The sequence below is a fragment of the Leclercia sp. W17 genome (genome assembly GCF_003336325.1).
In the GTDB taxonomy this organism is placed as follows: Bacteria; Pseudomonadota; Gammaproteobacteria; order Enterobacterales; family Enterobacteriaceae; genus Enterobacter.
Map to the genome: position 1 here is coordinate 3,722,543 of NZ_CP031101.1, position 21,156 is coordinate 3,743,698.

At 58.6% G+C, this 21,156-nt stretch carries 20 protein-coding genes and 1 other RNA gene; 6 read left to right on the top strand and 15 right to left on the bottom strand.

All coding sequences use genetic code 11. From position 1 onward, the window contains the following. Positions 1–38: 38 nt before the first annotated feature. From DVA44_RS18490 to DVA44_RS18500, 3 genes are all read right to left on the bottom strand, one after another. Positions 39–3,125, bottom strand: coding sequence for a beta-galactosidase (locus DVA44_RS18490; RefSeq protein WP_114387770.1), 3,087 nt, complete (start codon positions 3,123–3,125; stop codon positions 39–41). Between the two features lie 104 nt (positions 3,126–3,229). Beyond that, complete coding sequence (locus DVA44_RS18495; RefSeq protein ID WP_114387771.1) at positions 3,230–4,303, bottom strand: LacI family DNA-binding transcriptional regulator; 1,074 nt, start codon at positions 4,301–4,303, stop codon at positions 3,230–3,232. Between the two features lie 76 nt (positions 4,304–4,379). Further along, a complete protein-coding gene (locus DVA44_RS18500; protein WP_114387772.1) occupies positions 4,380–4,988 on the bottom strand; it encodes a YitT family protein in 609 nt (202 codons plus the stop codon). Between the two features lie 84 nt (positions 4,989–5,072). Between DVA44_RS18500 and DVA44_RS18505 the strand changes: the two genes are divergently transcribed. Beyond that, positions 5,073–6,494: a PLP-dependent aminotransferase family protein gene (locus DVA44_RS18505; protein WP_114388452.1), complete on the top strand. Its 1,422-nt coding sequence runs from the start codon at positions 5,073–5,075 to the stop codon at positions 6,492–6,494. A gap of 142 nt (positions 6,495–6,636) precedes the next feature. Here DVA44_RS18505 and DVA44_RS18510 read toward each other — a convergent pair whose 3' ends face one another. The 3 genes from DVA44_RS18510 to ffs all read right to left on the bottom strand — a co-directional run bounded on the left by DVA44_RS18510 (position 6,637) and on the right by ffs (position 7,471). After that, positions 6,637–6,855 carry a hypothetical protein gene (locus tag DVA44_RS18510; RefSeq protein ID WP_032616855.1) on the bottom strand — a complete coding sequence of 73 codons (219 nt, stop codon included), beginning with the start codon at positions 6,853–6,855 and terminating at the stop codon, positions 6,637–6,639. Further along, positions 6,852–7,103: a hypothetical protein gene (locus DVA44_RS18515; protein ID WP_039032396.1), complete on the bottom strand. Its 252-nt coding sequence runs from the start codon at positions 7,101–7,103 to the stop codon at positions 6,852–6,854. Before DVA44_RS18515 ends, DVA44_RS18510 begins: the two co-directional genes overlap by 4 nt. A 271-nt stretch (positions 7,104–7,374) precedes the next feature. After that, positions 7,375–7,471: signal recognition particle sRNA small type (gene ffs / locus DVA44_RS18520), an RNA gene on the bottom strand. A gap of 154 nt (positions 7,472–7,625) precedes the next feature. Here ffs and DVA44_RS18525 point away from each other — a divergent pair. Then, entirely contained in the window at positions 7,626–7,961 is a 336-nt protein-coding gene (locus DVA44_RS18525; protein WP_114387773.1) for an MGMT family protein, read from the top strand. Positions 7,962–7,994: 33 nt separating this feature from the next. On the opposite strand, the gene DVA44_RS18530 is transcribed toward DVA44_RS18525, so the two are convergent. Next, positions 7,995–8,564, bottom strand: coding sequence for a YbaY family lipoprotein (locus DVA44_RS18530; RefSeq protein ID WP_103178495.1), 570 nt, complete (start codon positions 8,562–8,564; stop codon positions 7,995–7,997). A 208-nt stretch (positions 8,565–8,772) separates the two neighbouring features. On the opposite strand from DVA44_RS18530, the gene tesB reads away from it, so the two are divergent. Beyond that, positions 8,773–9,633 carry an acyl-CoA thioesterase II gene (gene tesB, locus DVA44_RS18535; RefSeq protein WP_114387774.1) on the top strand — a complete coding sequence of 287 codons (861 nt, stop codon included), beginning with the start codon at positions 8,773–8,775 and terminating at the stop codon, positions 9,631–9,633. Positions 9,634–9,729: 96 nt separating this feature from the next. Here tesB and amtB read toward each other — a convergent pair whose 3' ends face one another. The 5 genes from amtB to DVA44_RS18565 form a co-directional block, all read right to left on the bottom strand. After that, complete coding sequence (amtB, locus tag DVA44_RS18545) at positions 9,730–11,016, bottom strand: ammonium transporter AmtB (RefSeq protein WP_032616850.1); 1,287 nt, start codon at positions 11,014–11,016, stop codon at positions 9,730–9,732. 33 nt (positions 11,017–11,049) lie between these two features. After that, entirely contained in the window at positions 11,050–11,388 is a 339-nt protein-coding gene (glnK, locus tag DVA44_RS18550; protein ID WP_032616849.1) for a P-II family nitrogen regulator, read from the bottom strand. Positions 11,389–11,584: 196 nt separating this feature from the next. Continuing rightward, the gene (locus tag DVA44_RS18555; RefSeq protein ID WP_114387775.1) at positions 11,585–13,363 is read right to left on the bottom strand and encodes a SmdB family multidrug efflux ABC transporter permease/ATP-binding protein; all 1,779 of its coding nucleotides are present in this window, start codon (positions 13,361–13,363) and stop codon (positions 11,585–11,587) included. Continuing rightward, entirely contained in the window at positions 13,356–15,128 is a 1,773-nt protein-coding gene (locus DVA44_RS18560; RefSeq protein WP_114387776.1) for a SmdA family multidrug ABC transporter permease/ATP-binding protein, read from the bottom strand. The genes DVA44_RS18555 and DVA44_RS18560 overlap by 8 nt, the downstream gene beginning before the upstream one ends. Positions 15,129–15,158: 30 nt before the next feature. Then, entirely contained in the window at positions 15,159–15,617 is a 459-nt protein-coding gene (locus tag DVA44_RS18565) for an Lrp/AsnC family transcriptional regulator (protein ID WP_168194496.1), read from the bottom strand. A gap of 115 nt (positions 15,618–15,732) precedes the next feature. On the opposite strand from DVA44_RS18565, the gene DVA44_RS18570 reads away from it, so the two are divergent. Beyond that, positions 15,733–16,779, top strand: a complete 1,047-nt coding sequence (locus DVA44_RS18570; protein ID WP_114387777.1) for a PLP-dependent cysteine synthase family protein — start codon at positions 15,733–15,735, stop codon at positions 16,777–16,779. A gap of 41 nt (positions 16,780–16,820) precedes the next feature. On the opposite strand, the gene cof is transcribed toward DVA44_RS18570, so the two are convergent. Further along, positions 16,821–17,639 (bottom strand): HMP-PP phosphatase, encoded by an 819-nt coding sequence (cof, locus tag DVA44_RS18575; protein WP_103824050.1) that lies wholly within the window; start codon positions 17,637–17,639, stop codon positions 16,821–16,823. Between the two features lie 100 nt (positions 17,640–17,739). Here cof and DVA44_RS18580 point away from each other — a divergent pair, with 100 nt between their 5' ends. After that, on the top strand, positions 17,740–19,440 hold the full coding sequence (locus DVA44_RS18580) for an SgrR family transcriptional regulator (RefSeq protein ID WP_114387778.1): 1,701 nt from the start codon (positions 17,740–17,742) through the stop codon (positions 19,438–19,440). Between the two features lie 66 nt (positions 19,441–19,506). Beyond that, on the top strand, positions 19,507–20,202 hold the full coding sequence (queC, locus tag DVA44_RS18585) for a 7-cyano-7-deazaguanine synthase QueC (protein ID WP_103178487.1): 696 nt from the start codon (positions 19,507–19,509) through the stop codon (positions 20,200–20,202). 51 nt (positions 20,203–20,253) lie between these two features. On the opposite strand, the gene DVA44_RS18590 is transcribed toward queC, so the two are convergent. Next, complete coding sequence (locus DVA44_RS18590; RefSeq protein ID WP_114387779.1) at positions 20,254–20,652, bottom strand: YbgC/FadM family acyl-CoA thioesterase; 399 nt, start codon at positions 20,650–20,652, stop codon at positions 20,254–20,256. Between the two features lie 96 nt (positions 20,653–20,748). Then, a complete protein-coding gene (locus tag DVA44_RS18595) occupies positions 20,749–21,135 on the bottom strand; it encodes a helix-hairpin-helix domain-containing protein (protein ID WP_114387780.1) in 387 nt (128 codons plus the stop codon). Positions 21,136–21,156 lie beyond the last annotated feature (21 nt).

The following is a 21,156-nucleotide window of genomic DNA, read 5'->3' on the forward strand; positions in this document are numbered from 1 at the left end:
TGTGCGGCCACGTGGTGTGGCCGCATCCGCGATTAAGTTTAGTTCTGTTGCCAGCTAAAGGCGTAACGCACCTTTTTCACCTGCAGGATAAACTCCGGAGAGACGCTTGGGCTCCAGGAGTCATCGCCCCCAACGCCCATATGGAACGCGTCGAGGTTCAGCCAGCAGCCGGGCTCCTCACGTAACAGATGGTGATGCGAGGTCTCGCGCAGCTGCGTCTGACTGTAGCGGCTTACCGAGAAGTGAAAATCACCCTCCAGCTGATGCTGTCCTACATTCAGCTGACGCGTATCGCAGCGCAGGCCGTTGTCGGTCGGGAAAATGTAGGGAGTGTGCAGCTCAGCAAGCGGCAGTTCCCAGCGTCCCTGACGGGCAGCGAGCTTGCGATCCGGGTAGTTCTCATGGGGCCCGAGACCTTGCCAGCTTACGGTCTGCGGCGTCTGCGCCAGCTGACAGCTCAGCCCGATTCGGGCGGGCTCTGGCATATCACTCGCCACCTGCACCTCAACGTCGCCGTGCAGCACGCCCTGGCTATCGATGCGCCAGCATTTACGGCTCAGGAACAGCACCTGATTGTTGTGCTCCCAGGCGTGGAGCGTGGCGATCGTTACCCCCTGCGCCAGCTGCTCCCCCTCGCACTGCAGCAAACGCGGCGTCAGGCTGTACATCCCTGCCGCCTTCCAGCGTTCCACCCAGGCATTCGGATCGATGCGGGTCGCTTCGCTGACGCCGATATCGTTATCCAGCGGGGCGCGGGTAAAGTTATCGGTCAGCGGCGAAAGCAACGTCGGCACGCCGTCGCGCCACCATTGCGTCAGGTTGCCGCTGGTGCGATCAAACTCCCAGCGCTGCTGCTGATGGGTTATGACCAACGCATCATCCTCACGGATCAGCTGTGGAATGGGCCCGGCAGACTTTGGCGTCGCAATGCATAACGGCGCTGGCAAGGGCCATTGTTCCCAGGCGCAAAGGTGGTTTTCAGCAGACCACGGCGTGGCGACAGGCTGAATAACCTCAACGTTCAGCCGCAGATCGCCCGGCGCAGATGTCCACTGCGGCAGCGCGATCTCCAGCCGTTGCGTCCCTTGTGGCGGAATGTCCAGCGCCACAACGTCGGTGGCCAGCACGTCGCCATCGCGCATCACCGACCAGCGTAACTGCTCGTTGTCCGTGGTGCGGAAGAGATAATCGCTCTGCACCTCCACCACCAGCGGGGAGTGGCTTTGCAGGGTAAAGGTGAAGAACTGCTGCGCGCGCTGGGCCTCATAGAGGGCCGGATGCGGCGTGCGATCCGGGAAGACCAGCCCGTTCAGACAGAACTGTCTGTCATTCGGTTTATCACCAAAATCGCCACCGTAGGCCCAGAAAGGGTTGCCCTGTTCGTCATGCTTCGTCAGCGCCTGGTCGACCCAGTCCCAGACGAAACCGCCCTGCAGACGAGGATGTTTGCGGAAGGCTTCCCAGTATTTAGCGAACCCGCCAAAGCTGTTGCCCATCGCGTGCGCGTATTCGCAGAGGATCAGCGGACGCGTCTCATCCGGCATACCGATCCACTTTTTAAGGGACCATTTCGGTACCGCCGGGAAGGGTTGGTCCTGATCGACGCGGGCATACATCGGACAGACGATGTCGGTCGCCGCCGTATTCGCCCCGCCGCCCTCATACTGCACCGGACGGCCAGGATCGGTGGTTTTCACCCAGCGGTAAAGGGCGTCATGGTTGGCGCCATGACCGGATTCGTTGCCCAGAGACCAGATGATGATCGACGGGTGGTTACGATCGCGCTGTACCATGCGGGTGACGCGTTCGCTCATGGCGGGCAGCCAGCGCGGATCGTCAGCCAGGCGGCTCATCGGCACCATGCCGTGAGTTTCGATGTTGGCCTCATCCACCACATAGAGCCCATAGCGATCGCACAGGCGATACCAGAGCGGGTGGTTAGGATAATGCGAGCAGCGCACGGCATTAAAGTTGTGCTGCTTCATCAGCTCAATATCGCGGCGCATGGTGGCTTCGTCCATTACCTGCCCGCGCTCAGGGTGATGTTCGTGACGGTTTACGCCACGGATCAGCAGCGGCTTGCCGTTGAGCTTCAACAGCCCGTTTGCGATCTCGACACGACGGAATCCCACATCGCAAGCTTCAACGTCCTGGATCTGGCCCTGCGCGTCACGCAACACGAGGGTCAGCCGGTAAAGGGCGGGGATTTCCGCACTCCACAGCGCCGGGTGTTCCACCTTCAGAGAAACATTTACTCTCTCCTGCCAGCTTCCGCGCTCATCGACAACCGCAGAGCCCGGTGTACCGATGGCGCTGGCGATACGCTCTCCGTCCCGCCACAGGTTAACGCTCACCTCGCAGCCTGCGTAGTCGTTCCCGCCGAGAATCAGCCCCAGTTGGAGCTGTGCGCGGTCATAATCGGCGTTCAGCTCCGTCACAACGTGATAGTCGGCGATATGGGTATCTGGCTTATGCAGCAGGGTAACGTCGCGGAAGATACCGCTCATCCGCCACATGTCCTGATCTTCGAGATAGCTGCCATCGCACCAGCGCAGCACCATGACCGCCAACCGGTTGCTGCCTGACCGCAGAAACGCAGACACGTCAAACTCCGCAGGCAGACGGCTGTCCTGGGAGTAACCCACCCACTGCCCGTTGCACCAGAGGTGAAAGGCGGAATTAACGCCGTCAAAGACCAGCCGCGTCTGACCGCTTTCCAGCCAGCTGGCATCCATATCGAATGTGAGCGAGTAACAACCGGTCGGGTTCTCAGCCGGGACAAACGGCGGATTCACCGCAATAGGATAGGTGACGTTGGTGTAGATCGGCGTATCAAAGCCCTGCATCTGCCAGTTGGAGGGAACGGGCATCACCACCGCATCCGCGCAATCCTCCTGCGTCCAGCTGTCGGGAACCTGCTCTGGCGCAGAAAAAAAGCTGAACTGCCAGTCACCGTTCAGCGAGCGGATGGCCGGGGTTGGCTCCTCATCCCGCGCGGCGTGCTCGTCACGCCAGCCGCTCAGCGGGACGTGGGCAGGAAGTCGGTTCCATTGGGTGACACCGGGATTCTCCCAGTCACGACGGGCAAGTAGTGTGCTGAGGGTCAGCGAAGCACGATGGGACATAGTTACCTCTTTGCGAAGCGCTCACAATTTATGGCTACAATGCCCTGTCAGGTTGCCAGGGTAAAGGGGGAGAGCGTCATGAAGCGATGGCGATCACAAAAGCGTTAACGACGCGCCAACTGTTCGGCCAGCAGCGCCAGCGATTTAAGCTGGCGGGCCAGATCTTCACTTCCCTGCGGGATCCCCTCCCGGGCGGTGGAGTGGCGCTCGATAAGCGTCACCGGCAGCCGGGTTTGCGTCGGGGCCGCGTCGGTAGTGCCCTGCTGCGCCAGCAGCCACTCTACGCTGCGCAGTCCCGCCTCACGAAACGCCTGACGAACCGTGGTCAGGGGCGGGGTAAACCATGCGCTGTCAGTGGTATCGTCAAACCCCACCACCGAAACCTGTCCCGGCACAGCAATGCCCTTTTCGGCACAGGCGCGCATCACGCCAAGGGCCATCTGATCGTTCGCCACCAGGATCCCCTGCGGGAGGGTCGCCCCGGCGAGCAGCTGATGGCCTTTTTCATAACCTGAAGCCGCGCTCCAGTCCCCCTCCGCAACCGCACACGGTCCCAGGCCCGCCTCGCCTAAGGCAGACAACCAGCCGGCAAGACGCGCCCGGGCAGAGACGGAACTTTGCGGCCCGCCAAGCAGGGCGATCCGCTGATGGCCCTGCCCCAGCAGATGTTGCGCCCCCAGAGTGGCCCCTTGCCCGGCATCAAACACCAGGCTGTGTACCCGGGCGTCAGGGGAGACATCCAGAAACAGTACCGGCACCGGAAGGGCCTGCGCCTGCAGGCTTTCTGCCTGGGCGTCTTCAAGCGGCACGTTGACCAGCAGCCCTTCCACGCGCTGAGCCAGCAGCTCCTGCAGCGCCGCCATACATTGCTGGGGATTTTCCACCATCGAGATCAGCACGCTCGCGCCGCGCTCGCCTGCGCGGGTCTTCACCGCCGAGGCAATTTGCGAAGGAGCATGCAGGGCCAGATCGGTGGTAATCAACCCCAGGGTACGGGTGCGTTTACCGGCCAACTGCTGGGCGCCGCGATTGGGAACATAGTGCAGCTCGGCCATCGCCTGCAGCACTTTCTCCCGGGTCCGGGCCGAGACGTGGGCCGCATCATTAATGACCCGTGAGACGGTTTGATAAGAGACGCCCGCGAGGCGGGCAACATCATAGAGCGTTATGGCTTTCATGCGCTTCGCGTTGCAGTGACAGAGGTACCTATTCTGTCATAACGCCTGGCGTAAAGCATGTGAGCGCTTCGCAAAATCAGACAACGCGCTCAGGCTGCGGGGCTAACGGGCGCGGTCTCTGACGAAACCATGGCAGACAGATCTGGATCAGCGGGCCGATGCTTAACGCATAGAGCACGGTACCGACGCCAAAAGTGCCCCCCAGCAGGCAGCCAGTCAACAGAACTGAAATCTCAATCGCCGTGCGTACGCTGCGAACCGACCAGCCGGTGCGGGCGTTGATACCGGTCATCAGGCCATCACGCGGCCCGGCGCCAAATCCGGCCCCGATGTACATGCCGGTCGCCAGCGCATTTACGATGACCGCGCTGACCAGCAATACGCAGCGGGCCATCAGCGAATCGATAGCCGGAATAAATGCCAGCGCGACATCAGCCGCCAGACCGATGGCAATCACGTTACTGATGGTGCCGAGCCCCGGGCGCTGGCGCAGCGGGATCCACAGCAGGAGCACCAACACGCCGGTCAGAATGATGACGGTGCCAATATCCATTCCCAGCAGTTTTGCCACCCCCAGGTGGAAGACATTCCAGGGATCGGCCCCCAGATCCGCGCGCACAAACATCGCCGTTGACAGGCCATAGAGGCTTAATCCGATGTAAAGCTGAAGTAATCGACGTAACATGATCGCTCTCCGGTGGTTTCTGCTTTTATCATTGCCTGAAATGGCCCTATGATTAATGACCAGTTTTCAAAAAGTGGACTGCCTGTGTCATCACGTCGATTTGGAAGTCAGTCATTAGTGCGTCTGCTGGGTCACTGGCAGGAGAGCCCTTCCCGTACCCCGCTGTGGCGACAGCTGGCCGATGCCCTGCGCCTGCTGATCCTGGACGGCAGGCTGGCGCTGGATACGCGCCTGCCGGGAGAGCGGGAGCTGGCTTTAACGCTGGAAGTCAGCCGGACCACCGTCAGCAGCGCCCTTGCCCTTCTGCGGGATGAGGGCTACCTCGAAAGCCGACACGGCAGCGGATCGCGGGTGATCCTTCCCGACAGCCGCACGCCCCCTACCCGCGCCAACGCCAGTGCGGCGCTGGATCTCTCCACCGCCGCCCTGGGTGCCGGGCCGGAGATCCATCAGGCCTATACCCATGCCCTGACCGCCATGACGCAGCATCTGACGCAAACCGGCTATGACCAGCTGGGATTGCTGGCCCTGCGCGAAGCTATTGCCGCACGCTATACGGCGCGCGGCCTGCCGACCCGGGCAGAAGAGGTGATGGTGGTGAACGGCGCCGTCAGCGGGCTGGCGCTGGTACTGCGCATGTTCACCGGGCCAGGCGATCGGGTAGTGGTGGATCACCCCACTTACCCGCTGGCTATTGCCGCCATCCAGGGCGCCTCTTGCCGGCCGGTAGGTGTCTCGCTGCCGCAGACCGGCTGGGATATTGACGGCTTTGCCGCCACTCTCGCCCAGACCGCGCCGCGCCTGGCTTATCTGATGCCGGATTTCCACAATCCTACGGGCCGCTGCATGGATGCGACGAGCCGGCAAGCTATCGCCGCGGTGGCTGCCCGGGCCCGTACCCTGCTGGTTGTCGATGAAACCATGGTTGATCTCTGGTTCGATGCGCCTCCCCCTCCGCCGCTGGCTGCCTTCTGCCCGAACGGCAATGTCATTACCCTCGGCTCGGCGGGAAAAAGTTTCTGGGGCGGCCTGCGTCTGGGCTGGGTTCGCGCTCCGGCGCGCACCATCGCCACGCTGGCGCAAACGCGCGATACGCTCGATCTCGGCTCGCCGCTGCTGGAACAGCTGGCGACCCTGTGGTTGATTGAGCAGGGCGAAACCTTTTTACCTGCCCGACGGCAGATGCTGCGTGAGCGACGAGATGGCTGTGCCGCGCTACTGCGGGAGCATTTTCCCGACTGGCGCTTCCAGGTGCCGGAAGGGGGCTTATCCTACTGGGTGGAACTGCCGGATATGCTGGCCACTCAGCTCGCCACTCGCGCCGAAGCGGCGGGTATTCATCTGGGGACCGGGACGCGGTTTGGGCTTTCCGGGGCATTTGACCGCTATCTGCGCATGCCCTTCTCTCTGGAGCCAATGGCGCTGGAAAACGCCCTGGTGCGGATCAAGCCGCTGTGGCTGGCGCTGATTAACGGTGGGCAAAACGTAAAACGTACGCTGGTGTGATCGCCTTTTCGCCGTGGGCGAGTGCAACGCTGATATTAATTACGGGAAAAAAGTGAGCGGGCGCACAAATAATCGCGCATAACGGGCAATTTAAAAATGTCTGACTGTAGTTGTTACAGTCAGACATTTTCAGCATGGGAGGTCAGTGCTGAGCAGGAATAGGAAAACCTTTCAGGGAAATAACAAAACTATCGCCTTCTTTCTTTATTTTTGCGCCGGTATCACACCAGTCAGACGCAATTCGAAAGAACTCATCACTGCCAACGTCCCAGCCCAGGCGGACATGTTTGACATAGCCAGAGCGCAGAAGCGTGCAGGCTTCGGAGTAGCTGCTGGCGGTTGATTGTTGATGTTGTTTCATTTTTTCTTCTTCAGAATTTTTCTTAGTGCCTTGATTTCTTTAGGAGTAAATGGAGCTACACTCTCTTCTTCCGTATGCTGATTGTCGATATCCTCCTCCGTCACTCCCGCCTCATCTGCTACAGCAAATGCCATCTGCAGCAGCTTCTCAGTGGTAACGCTGAGATTCTCATTATTCACTTCGGCATAATGACGAAGTTTCTCTTTCAGCGCTTCGTCAATTTTTACATTCAGGACTGCAGTCGTCATCGTTTTTACATCCCTGGCTATTTTTTCTTAAATTAATACACGAAGTTAACATTATTATCCAGATATATATTCTCTGCTTATACATCATAAAAATGTCACACTTACCCTGCAGAAAATTTATGACAGAATAATGACAGCCATGTTTCAGTATGATGACAATTTGCGAAATATACAGGTCAGTTTAAAAATATATAATATGCGTACTGTTATTGGGGATAATAGCGCTGATGGGATTTGAAGAGATGCTGAGGAGAGCAGAAATGGGTGGGGGCCCTGCCAGCTACATCCCGGCACACACGTCGTCTGCCCTGGCTGCTTCCTTCCGGACCTGACCTGGTGAACAGAGTAGCGTTGCGGGAGAACCAACAGAGCCCCCATTGAGAGCGTTGTTAACCAACGCGCTGGCGCATTATCACTGTACGGGATTGCAATTGCAAGTTAACCGCGTCCGGGTGATGTTTTATTGCGCAAAGCGTTTACAGATTGGGCGCTTTCTTCCTGTCTTGTCCGTAAATCTTTATCATGCCCTTAACACAGGAGCACAAAATGGACGAGCACGACTCTTTTCCCCAGCGGGTATGGCAGATAGTGGCCTCAATTCCCGAAGGCACGGTCACCACCTATGGCGAGGTGGCGCGGCTGGCGGGTTCTCCCCGTGCAGCGCGACAGGTAGGCGGCGTGCTGAGAAGGCTGCCTGAAGGCAGCACCCTGCCCTGGCATCGGGTGGTCAACCGCCACGGAGCGATCTCCTTAACCGGGCCAGATTTACAGCGCCAGCGTCAGGCCTTACTCAGTGAAGGCGTGCAGGTGTCGGGAAGTGGGCAAATTGATATGCAGCGTTATCGCTGGCGGTATTGAACTGCCCCTCTCAGACGAGAGGGGCATGAGGCATTAAAGCTGGGTTGGGGCCGGGGTAGCCGTAGAGGGGCTAACCTGAGTTGGTGACGTTGACGGCACCGTTGTCGGCGCACCGCCGCCAGGCTGCAGCGGCAGCGAGGTCTGCTGTACCGGCACCAGAACCAGATCGGCTTTGGTTCCACCCTGGTTGATCACCGGTTTAACGATATCGGTCATCAGGACAACCTTATCGTCGATGGTGATAGCTGCGCTCAGTAGGATGCGGGCGTTAGGCTGAACATCCGCCGGGTTAAACGGCAGTTCAAATTTAAATGGCGCCTGTTTACCCTCGGTACGCGTCGCCCGCTGCGCCAGAACTTTCGATGGCGAATCCGCCAGCGAAGCATCAGACAGGGTAACGGTTAACACTGCATCCGGCGGTAAAGCCACCTTCTGGCGGATCCAGATTGTACCTGAGACATTTGGCTGCTGAATGGTCGGCTGCGTCGCTACGCCAGCAGTGTTAGGGTTCGGCGCTGGCGTCTGAATGTCTGCGCTTTTGTCCGCGCAGGCAGAGAGAGCAACCGCTACCGCTAAACCACTTAACATGTGCACGAGTTTCATTGAGTTCTCCTTATCATCAATGCACCAGCGGGATCGATACCGCCAGATGAGTGGTTAACATAAAGATAACGAGACTAAGTGTGGCACAGATCAATTATTTATGCCTGGAATCCCCCTGTTATTCAGATTATTGCACCCATCGGACCACTTGCATTTCTGCGTTATACTCTGCGTATCTTTCGCCACGGCGTGTTAATTGAGGACGACTATGAGTCAGGCACTAAGCAATCTGCTGACATTATTAAACCTGGAAAAAATTGAAGAAGGACTCTTTCGGGGACAAAGCGAAGATCTGGGATTACGCCAGGTTTTCGGCGGCCAGGTTGTGGGACAAGCCCTCTACGCTGCAAAAGAGACCGTACCTCAGGAGCGCTTTGTGCACTCCTTTCACAGCTATTTTCTGCGCCCTGGCGACAGCCAGAAACCGATCGTGTATGACGTTGAAGTCCTGCGCGACGGCACCAGTTTCAGCGCCCGCCGCGTGGCGGCGGTGCAAAACGGCAAGCCAATCTTTTACATGACCGCCTCATTCCAGGCGCCGGAGCCGGGCTATGAGCATCAGAAAGCGATGCCCCCTGCCCCCGCGCCTGACGCGTTGCGTTCCGAGACGGACATTGCCCGTGCGCTGGCGCATCTGCTGCCCCCGCAGGTTAAAGAGAAGTTTCTTTGCGATAAACCACTGGAGATCCGCCCGGTTGAGTTCCATAACCCAATGAAGGGTCATATCGCCGAGCCTGCCCGTCAGGTCTGGATCCGCGCGAACGGCGCGATGCCGGAAGATTTCCGCGTGCATCAATATCTGCTCGGTTATGCCTCCGACTTCAACTTCCTGCCGGTTGCCCTGCAGCCACATGGTGTGGGCTTCCTTGAGAAAGGGATGCAGGTTGCCACTATCGACCATTCGATGTGGTTCCACCGTCCGTTTGATATGAACGACTGGCTGCTGTACAGCGTGGAGAGTACCTCGGCGTCGAGCGCCCGCGGGTTTGTTCGTGGTGAGTTTTATACCCAGGATGGCGTGCTGGTCGCTTCTACGGTGCAGGAAGGAGTGATGCGCAACCGCGGCTGATATGAAAAAGCCGGGTGGCGTCTTCGCCTTACCCGGCCTACAAAAGCACAATCCGTAGGCCCGGTAAGCGTAGCGCCACCGGGCAATACTTTAATTTTACGCGTTGTATGCGTTCTCGCCGTGGCTGTTGACGTCCAGACCTTCGCGCTCCTGCTCTTCCGGTACGCGCAGCCCCACCGTCATGTCCGCCAGTTTGTAGCCGATAAAGGCCACAACACCCGACCAGACCACCGTGATGGCGATACTTTCCAACTGAACCAGAACCTGGTGACCCATGGTCACGCCTTCCGCATAACCCACGCCGCCAAGGGACGTTGAGGCGAAGAAGCCGGTCATGATGCAGCCGATGATGCCGCACACGCCATGCACGCCAAAGACATCACACGGATCGTCCACACGCAGAACACGTTTCAGCGCCGTCACGCCCCACAGACCGGCCAAACCCGCCACGATACCGATGATCAGCGCGCCACCGACACCAACGAAGCCACAGGCCGGGGTGATGCCCACCAGACCGGCAATGGCACCGGAACAGGCACCCAGCAGCGAAGGCTTGCCGCGTACCGCCCACTCGCCAAAGATCCAGGAGAGGATAGCGCCCGCTGTCGCCACAACGGTATTCACGAAGGCCAGCGCCGCGATTTCATTTGCTGCGCTTGCGGAGCCAGCGTTAAAGCCAAACCAGCCGAAGTAGAGGATCGCGGTGCCGGTAAAGACCATCGGCAGGTTGTGCGGTTTGAACGCCTCTTTGCCGAAACCGACGCGTTTGCCGATCAGGTAAGCCCCCACCAGCCCCGCTACCGCGGCGTTGATATGCACAACGGTACCGCCCGCAAAGTCCAGCGCGCCATGAGAAGCCAACAGGCCGCCGCCCCAGACCATATGCGCCACCGGCACGTAGGAGAGCGTGAGCCATACCACCACGAAGATCAGCACGGCGGAGAAGCGGATACGTTCCGCCAGCGCCCCGACAATCAGCCCGACGGTGATACAGGCGAATGAGCCCTGGAACGCCACGTGGATGTACTGATAGAAGCTGCCCATGACCGCGGTCAGCTCGATATTTTTCAGCATCGCCCAGTTAAAGCTGCCGAAGAAGGCGTTGCCCTCTCCGAAGGCCAGCGAGTAGCCGTAAACCACCCACAGCACACAAACCAGCGCAAAGGTCACCGTCACCTGGGTGAGCATGGAGAGGACGTTTTTGCCGCGGATCAGGCCGCCGTAGAAGAGCGCGATCCCCGGAATGGTCATAAACAGCACCAGCGCGGTGCAAATCATCATAAAGGCGTTATCGGCTTTGTCTGCTACCGCGGGTGCAGCCATTGCCAGCCCCGGCAACAGCGCCAGAGACCCCAGACCTGCTTTAAGTGTTGTTGTGTTCATTTTCTCGATCCCTATCACTGTGTGCCTGCTGTTTTACAGTGCCGCTTCGTCGGCTTCGCCTGTACGAATGCGAATAACGCGTTGCAGCTCAGCAACGAAAATTTTGCCGTCGCCAATTTTGCCGGTGTAGGCTGCTTTGCTAATCACGTCGATGACTTCATCCAGCTGATCGTCGGCAATCGCCACGTCAATCTTCACCTTTGGCAGAAAGTTAACGCTATATTCTGCGCCACGGTAGAGCTCCGCATGCCCCTTCTGTCGACCAAAGCCTTTCACCTCGGTGACGGTCAGCCCTTGAATACCCATTGAAGAGAGTGCTTCACGCACGTCTTCGAGCTTGAATGGTTTGATTACCACGGTAACCAGCTTCATATATCCCCTCCAGTCAGAATTCGGTTTTGGCGAGCTAACGAAGGAGGTATTGCAAGGGGTGTGCCAAAATTGAAAAGGGCGTGAATACGAGGCATCGCGATAGATGGCGAAAAAAAACGCACCATGACAGTGCAGGGTGCGTTTCATTTTTGCACCAACCGATTCAGCGGCTGGCAGGTTGCTTAATTTTAGTGCATCAGGCGCTGAGGGACTCCTCCCGCGCGCTGGCGGCCAGCTCTTCGCCAGCGAGCTGCAGTTGATACATTTGCCAGTAACGCCCTTTCGCCTCAAGCAGTTGCTTATGGGTGCCGCGCTCAACCGCCTGGCCGCGGTGAAGCACCAGAATGGTATCTGCCTCAACTATGGTCGACAGACGGTGGGCAATCACCACCAGAGTGGTGTGCTCGCGTACCGCCGCCAGCGCCTGCTGGATAGCCTGCTCGGTGCCGGAATCGATGCTGGCGGTGGCTTCATCGAGGATGAGCACCTGCGGTGTATCGATCAACACCCGGGCCAGCGCTAATAGCTGCTTTTGTCCGACTGACAGGTTATTCCCCTGCTCGCCCAGCCGGGTATGGATACCGTCGTGCAGGCCGCGGGCCAGCTCCGCCAGCTGTACTTTCTCCAGCACGTCCCACACCTGCTCTTCGCTAAATGGCCGTCCCAGCGTCACGTTGGCATAGAAGGTGTCGGCCAGCACCACCGGATCCTGCTGCACCATCGCCACCCCTTTACGCAACACGGCGTGGCTCAGGGTCGAGAGCGGGCGCCCATCCAGACGAATTTCACCTTCGGTGAGCGGGTAGTAGCCCATCAGCAGGCTGGCGAGGGTACTTTTACCGCTGCCGGTATGCCCCACCAGCGCGACAAAGCTTCGGGACGGCACCGTCAGGTTGATATCCTGCAATACCAGACGATCGTCGCGATAGGCAAAGGAGACCTGATCAAATTCGATCGCCCCGCTTTGCAGCTCGCGCTCGTCATCGCCATAGGCCTGGCGCGGGCGATCCATCAGCTCAAAAACGCGCTCACCGGCAACAACCGCCTGCTGCAACATCGACTGCTGGGTAGTAAGTTCAATCAGCGGCTCATTAAGACGGCCCAGATAGCTGATAAAGGCATAAAGTACCCCCACTTCGATGGTGCCACGGGCGGCAAAGCCAAACTGCATCAGCAACCCGCACAGCACCAGCGCCGAAAAGAGGCTTAACAGCGGGCGCAGCAGGAAACCGTCCAGACGCAGGGTCTGCATGCGAGCCATGTAGTGTGAGCGGCTGGCCTCGCCCATCCGCTCGCCAAAGCGCGCCTGCTGACGGAACTGCTGAATCACGCTCATGCCATTGATGACCTCGTTAAAGCCATCGTTGATATCTGCCAGATAGGTTCGCACCCGGCGCACAATCGGTGTGCTGTAGCGCTGGTAGATGATCATCACAATCATCACCGCCGGGAAAATCGCCATCGCCACCAGCGCCATGCGCCACTCCAGGCTGAACATCGCCACCAGCATGGCGCCGACCAGGGCGGCGCTGCGCAGCACCGTCGCCACCACCGTGACATAGAGATCGCGGATCACTTCCGTATCGTTAGTCACGCGGGAGATAATCTGCCCGACAGGCTGGGTATCGAACGCGCTCAGCGGCTGGCGCAGCGCGGCGTCCATCACGTCGGTGCGCAACTGCTGCACCACCCCCACGGCAGCCTGGTTGAAGAGCAGCGACTGGGCGTAGTGCAGCCCCGCCGCCAGCAACTGTAGCCCGACATAAGCCACCGCCAGCCCGGTAACTAAACCGAGCGGCAGATAGTTTTTCGCCACCATGTTATCGATGAAATAGCTGATCAGCAGCGGCCCGGTCACTTCAGCTATCGCCGCAATCCACAGTAGCACCACCGCCAGCGTCAGCGGCTTACGCCACGGCGAGCCATACGCCAGCAGGCGCTTCAGGGTAGGCCACAGCTGGGAAAAACTACGCATCGGCGGCCTCCTCGTCCGTTTCCGGCACCTCATCCAGCGCCGCTTCCAGTTGTTGATAACGGTACATATCGCGATACCAGCCCGGCTGTTCCGCCAGCTGCTCATGCTGCCCGCGCTGGGCAATGTGTCCGTGCTGCATCACCAGAATTTCACTCGCCTCGGTCAGGGCCGAGAGACGATGGGCGCTGATGATCACCGTGCGCCCCTCCCCCCACTGTCGCAGGTTATGCAGGATCTGATGTTCAGTACGGCCATCGACGGCAGAAAGGGCATCGTCGAGGATCAGAATTTCGGCATTCAGCAGCAGCGCACGGGCGATGGAAATACGTTGCTTCTGCCCGCCCGACAGCATTACGCCGCGTTCGCCCACTTCGGTTTCATAGCCCTGCGGCAGGCGCAGGATATCGTCATGGACGCTGGCGAGACGCGCAACGTGCTCGATCTCCTCGCGTGTGGCGTGCGGACAACCCAGCGCAATATTATTCGCGACGGTATCGGAGAAGAGGAACGGCGTCTGGCTCACCACCGCAAGGCGGCTGCGCCAGCTATCCAGCCGCAGCTGCGGCAGCGGAATATCGTGGAAGCGGATCTCACCCTGAGGGATATCGAAGTGACGCTGGATTAGCGACAGAATGGTGCTCTTCCCGGCGCCTGTTGGGCCGCAGATGCCCAGCATCTGCCCCGGTTGCAGCGTAAAGTGGACGTTTTCGAGCGTCACCTGTTCCGTCTGTGGATAGCTAAAGGCGCGGACGGCGACATTCAGCTCGCCGCGTCCGTTCGGTACCGTCTCGCTACCGTCGTTGACCACCGGCGCTTCGGCGAGCATGGCGCGGATCCGGCTGTAGGCCGCACTGCCGCGCTCGACAATATTGAACATCCAGGCCAGGGCCAGCATCGGCCAGATCATCAGCCCCAGATACATGGCAAAGCTGGTCAGCTGTCCGAGCGTCAGCGAGCCGTTAATCACCATCCAGCTCCCGCCGCCAATGGCCAGCAGGTTAGCGGTGCCGATGGCGATATAAATCGTGGGATCAAAACGGGCGTCAATCCGGGCGACGCGCAGGTTTTTGGCCCCGGTATCCGCCGCGTCGGCGGCAAACAGCGCCGACTGACGATCCTCCAGGCCAAAGGCTTTGATCATCCGGATACTGGTCAGGCTCTCCTGGGTGCGGTCGTTAAGAGTGGAGAACGCCGCCTGCGCCAGCTTGAAGCGCTGGTGAAGCTGGTCGCCGTAGCGTTTGATCGCCAGGGCCATCAGCGGCATCGGCAGCAGCGCCAGCAGGGTTAACTGCCAGCTGATTTGGGTCGACATGACGATCAGCACCGCGCAGCCCATCACCAGCGAGTCCACGAGGGTCAATACCCCTTCCCCGGCGGCAAAGACCACGCGATCCACGTCATTGGTGGCGCGGGCAATCAGGTCGCCGGTGCGGTGACGCAGATAAAACTCCGGATGCTGGCGGCTGAGCTGGCGGTAAAAATCTTCCCGCAGCTCGACGGCAAGCTGGTATGACGCACCGAATAACAGTACGCGCCAGACATAGCGTAGCAGGTAGACCACCACCGCCGTCAGGACCAGCGTGCCGATCCACATCATCACCCGTGCGGTGGTGTAATGCTGTTCCGTAACGCCATCCACAACGTAGCCCACCACTTTTGGCCGGATAAGCTGCAGAATGGCAATAATAATAAGCAGGGCGACTGCACCGAGGTAGCGTTGCCACTCCCGGCGAAAGTACCAGCTTAACTGAGCAAATAATCGCACGCGGTCTTTTCCTGAGGATTGTATTCCGGGTTATTCAATGGGTAAGGCGGTGGTGTATTTTATCTGTTCCATCGCAAAGCTGGAGGTGACATCCGACAGACCCGGCACGCTGTTGACCAGCCGTTTATAGAAGTCATCATAGCGCTTCATGTCTGCTACCTGTACGCGCATCAGGTAGTCATATTCGCCCGCCATGCGCCAGAAGCCCAGCACTTCCGGCATCTGTGAGACCACGCTGACGAATCCGCAGTACCAGTCGCTACTGTGGTGCTGCGTTTTTATCAGCACAAACGCGGTCAGGCCAAGCCCCAGTTTTTCGGGATCGAGCAGCGCCACACGCCCCAGCAATATGCCTTCGTCTTCGAGTCGTTTCAGGCGTTTCCAGCAGGGCGTGGTGGTCAGATTAACGGCATCCGCCAGCGCCTGCAAAGAGAGGGTGCAGTCGCTTTGCAGTAAGGAGAGCAGCTTACGGTCAATTTTATCTAGCATAACCACCCCGCAGAGAAAATTTTTCTCCTTACATTCTATTTTAAAGGCCAGATAGCAACAATTTTTTCTGTGCTTTTCGCTATGCTGGGCACAAAATGACAAATGGATAACTTCGATGAATAGCACCTGGGTTAAAAACGCCATCAGTGAAATTAACGCCGACTATCAGCGCTCGGCGGACACACACCTTATTCGCCTTGCCCTGCCCGGTTTTCCAGGTATCCAGCTCTATCTGAAAGATGAAAGCACCCACCCCACCGGCAGCCTGAAGCACCGTCTGGCGCGCTCGCTGTTCCTGTATGGGCTGTGTAACGGCTGGATCAATGAAGGCACCACCATTATTGAATCCTCCTCCGGTTCCACCGCCGTTTCCGAGGCCTATTTCGCTCGCCTGCTCGGCCTGCCATTTATCGCCGTTATGCCGTCGTGTACGGCAAAACGCAAAATCGAACAGATCGAATTTTACGGTGGTCGCTGCCACTTTGTGGAAAGCGCCTGTGAAATTTATGCCGCCTCAGAGATGCTGGCCCGGGAGCTGAACGGCCACTATATGGATCAGTTTACCTTCGCAGAGCGGGCCACCGACTGGCGCGGCAATAACAACATTGCCGACAGTATCTTCCGCCAGATGCAGAATGAGCCCCACCCGGTACCGGCCCATATCGTGATGAGCGCGGGCACCGGCGGCACCTCGGCCACTATTGGCCGCTATATTCGCTGCCAGGGTTACGATACCCGTCTTATGGTCGTGGATCCGCAGAACTCCGTATTCCTGGATTACTGGCAGCAGCGCGATCCTGCCCTGCGCAGCCCGGTGGGGAGCAAAATCGAAGGGATTGGCCGCCCGCGCGTCGAACCGTCGTTTATCCCGGACGTGGTCGACGAGATGCTCCGCGTGCCGGATGCCGCGAGCGTCGCCACCGCCCTCTGGCTGGAAACGCAGCTGGGCCGCAAGGTGGGGGCCTCAACCGGCACCAACATGTGGGGGGCATTACAGCTGGCCGCGCGGATGCGTGAGGCAGGGCAAACCGGCTCGGTCGTGACGCTGCTGTGCGACAGCGGTGAGCGCTATCTGGAGACCTATTACAATGCCGAATGGGTGAAAGCGAATATTGGTGATGTGGCGCCATGGCTTGCGGAAATCACCCGACTGGTAAAATAAAAAAAAGCCAGACGTTCGTCTGGCTTGCTGGAAGGGTCTCACTATTCGGGGGAATAAGGAAGATCAGGTGTATCCAGCCAATGGGTTAAGAAGTGGGACACGGCCTCGTTGCGGCAGTGTCCAATAACCGGTAAATGCGCCAGCTCGGCGATCAGCTGTGGCATCGCATTGCCCATAATCAGGCCGCGTCCCACGCTGCCCAACATCTCGCGATCGTTCATCGCATCGCCAAACGCCATACACTCCTGCAGGCTCAGGCCCAGATGTTCGCTCAGCACCGCCAGCGCGGAGCCTTTGTTGCACCCTACCGGCAGCACCTCCAGACAATCTATGGCCGAGAAGGTGAGATGCGCGCGACTGCCCAGCGCCTCGTTAAGTTGAATGCGCAGGCGGCACAGATCGTCATGATCGCCACAAAAACAGATTTTGGTCACCGCATGGGCCGGGATACGGCGCAGATCGGTCAGCTGGTACTGGAAGCCGCTATAGACGTGCGCTTCCAGCAGCGCCGGAATTTCCTTGCCTGTCAGCCAGCCGGTATCGTTAAAAACGTGAATGCTGGCCTGCGTATCCCATGTACTGTGCAGCACCTGTTCTGCTACATCCGGGGCGAGATCCTGACGATAAAGCACATCCCCTTCCAGAGAGTGAATGCGCGTGCCGTTGCCGGTAATCAAAAAGGCGTCGAGGGAGAGCGCCCCCATTAAATGGCGCATCTCCAGCACATGACGGCCCGTGGCGAAGGTGAGCGTAATATCGCGCTCACGCAGCCGCTTAAGCACGCTCAGCGTCTTATCACCTAAACGGTGATCCGGCATTAACAAGGTGCCGTCCATATCAAATGCCGCCAGCCGCGCCATGGGAACTCCAAAAATGTGAAGGGGTAACTTGTGCAACAGTATTGCCTGGTATATACGGAAGTAATACTGAATAGATGGAAATTATTGTTCCGGGTTTACGATGCGCCAGCTTAATCGACTTAATCAGTACCAGCGACTGTGGCAACCCTCTGCCGGTGCGCCCCAGCAGGTCAGCGTGGCAGAGCTGGCGAGCCGCTGTTTTTGCAGTGAACGGCATGTCCGCACCCTGCTGCGTCAGGCCCAGGAGGCGGGCTGGCTCAGCTGGCATGCGCAGTCCGGACGCGGAAAGCGCGGCGAGCTGCGCTTCCACGTCACGCCGGAATCGTTACGTAACGCGATGATGGAAGAGGCGCTGAAAAGCGGGCATCAGCAGAACGCCCTGGCGCTGGCCCAACTGGCACCCCAGGCGCTGCGTGCCCTGCTGCATCCTTTTCTCGGCGGGCAGTGGCAGAATGACACCCCGACGCTGCGCATTCCCTATTACCGTCCACTCGATCCGCTCCAGCCTGGTTTTCTGCCGGGCCGCGCTGAACAGCATCTTGTGGGACAGATCTTTTCCGGACTGACCCGGTTCGACGATACCCGCAGCGAACCCGTGGGCGATCTGGCGCATCACTGGGAGATCTCAGCCGACGGGCTGCGCTGGCATTTCTACATTCGCTCCACGCTGCACTGGCACAACGGGGATAAAGTCGAGGCAACCCAGCTCCAGAGCCAGCTGGCGAAGCTGCTTACCCTGCCCGCGCTGCGCAAGCTGTTTAACAGCGTGAGGCAAATGGAGGTCACCCATCCTCAGTGCCTGACTTTTGTATTACACCAACCCGACTACTGGCTGGCGCACCGGCTGGCAAGCTATTGCAGCCATCTTGCCCATCCTGAACAGCCCCAAATCGGGAGCGGGCCGTTTCGCCTGGCGATCTTCGACGCGGATCTGGTCCGGCTGGAAAGCCACGAGCAGTACCATCTCGGGCATCCGCTACTGAAAGCGATCGAATACTGGATCACGCCTCAGCTTTTTGACCAGGATTTAGGCACCAGCTGTCGTCATCCGGTGCAGATTGCCATCGGTGAGCCGGAGGAGCTTGCCAGCCTGCGGCCGGTCAGTAACAGCATCAGCCTCGGTTTTTGCTACCTCACGCTGAAACAGAGCGACCGTTTAAGCGAGGCGCAGGCCCGCAGGCTGATCGACATTATTCATCATACGTCGCTGCTGCATACCCTGCCGCTGGACGAAAATCTCATCACGCCGACCCAGGAGTTGCTGCCAGGCTGGTCAATCCCGCAGTGGACGCGGGAACAGGAGACCGTTCTGCCGGAAACGCTCACTCTGCTTTATCACCTGCCGGTGGAGTTGCATACCATGGCGGAACAGCTGAAACGCTATCTGGCGCAGGAAGGATGTCAGCTTAGAGTGATGTTTCATGACGCTAAAACCTGGGATGGCTGCACCGCCCTGGCGGAGGCGGATATCATGATGGGGGACAGGTTAATTGGCGAGGCGCCAGAGTACACCCTGGAGCAGTGGTTGCGCTGCGATGCCCTGTGGCCTTATCTGCTCAGCGCACCGGAATTTGCGCACCTGATGGCGACCCTGGATGCCGTTCAGACCCAGCCCGACCCATCTGCCCGCCATCTGGCGCTGAAAGAGGTTTACTCCCGTCTGATGGCGCGTGGCGTGCTGACGCCCCTGTTCAACTATCAGTACCAAATCAGCGCTCCGCCGGGGGTAAACGGCATCCGCCTGAATCCGCGCGGCTGGTTTGACTTTACCGAGGCCTGGCTGCCTGCGCCGAAAACGTGAAGAAGCTGGTCGCCGCCACGGGCAGACGTTACCATAGGTTTTTAACCGTCAAAGTTGGGAAGATTAATGAAACGTGCCGTTGTCGTGTTCAGTGGAGGCCAGGACTCCACGACCTGTCTGGTTCAGGCTCTGCAGCAATATGATGAAGTCCATTGTGTGACTTTTGACTATGGTCAGCGCCATAGCGAAGAGATTGAGGTCGCGCAGAAACTGGCGGTGAAACTCGGCGCACGGGCGCATAAGGTGCTGGATGTCACTCTGCTGAATGAACTGGCGGTGAGTAGCCTCACCCGGGACAGCATTCCGGTGCCGGACTACGAACCGGATGCCGAGGGGATCCCGAATACCTTCGTACCGGGGCGTAATATCCTCTTCCTGACCCTGACGGCCATCTATGCTTACCAGGTGAAAGCCGAGGCAATCATCACTGGCGTGTGCGAAACCGATTTTTCCGGCTATCCCGACTGCCGCGACGAGTTTGTAAAAGCCCTCAACCACGCCGTGAACCTCGGCATGGCCAAAGATATCCGCTTCGAAACGCCGCTGATGTGGCTCGATAAAGCCGAAACCTGGGCGCTGGCCGACTACTGGGGCAAACTGGATCTGGTGCGTAACGAAACGCTCACCTGCTACAACGGCATCAAGGGCGATGGCTGCGGCCAGTGTGCGGCGTGTAACCTGCGCGCCAACGGTCTGAATCACTATCTGGCGGATAAAGCCGGGGTGATGGCGGCTCTGAAGAAAAAAACCGGTCTTAACTGACCGGAGCGGTCTGCCGGGTGAAAGACGCTTCGCCCGGCATTAGAAGCAGGGTTATTTGATTAACAGCTCCAGCTTCTCACGTAACTCCCCCTCCAGCGGCAGCGCTTTCTGCGTTTTCAGATCGATGCAGACAAAGGTAATTAACGCATCTGCCACCACCTGTCCTTCCGGCTCCAGGGTGATCACCTGACTCAGTACCCCACTTTTCCCGTTTAACTGCTGTAGCTGGCTGGTCACGGTGAGTAGATCGCTGAGCACTGCGGGACGGCGATAGTTGATATTGATGTTCGCCACCACAAAAGCGATACGACGCTCGGTCATCCACTTAAAGCTGTCGCTGTTTTCCAGTCCATCCCAGCGCGCCTCTTCGAGGAACTCCAGATAACGGGCGTTATTAACGTGTTGGTAAACATCCAGGTGGTAGCCGCGTACTTTGATTTGGGTCTGCATAGCGCAATAGCCTTTAGAGTTGTTATTTATAAGATTCAGAGGTCATAACTGGTATGACCTCCTTATCCTGGCAAATTTTTGCCACTGTGCAAGTTATTACAGCATCAGATGCGCAAGATTACGTTCCACCAGCGCCCCACCCATACCCGGAACCTGCCGGAGATCGTCCAGGGTTTTAAACGGACCGTACTCTTCGCGGTAACTGACGATCGCCTGGGCTTTCTTTATCCCTACGCCATTCATCACCTTTGCCAGCTCCTCTGCCGATGCAGAATTAATGCTGACCCGCACCCCTTCCTCTTCGCCATTATTGCTGCTCGCGACGGCTTTCGACTGCGGTGACGACGTGGCGGAGGCCGACGGCTCAGATTTGCTTTGTGTGACCTGCGTTTTCGCGACCGAGGGTGCCGCCAGCGCGCTCTGGCTCAACCCCGCCGTTACGATGGCAAGCGTGACAAAAAGGGCTTTGATTCCATGTTTCATGCTGTTTTCTCCTTGTTTGTT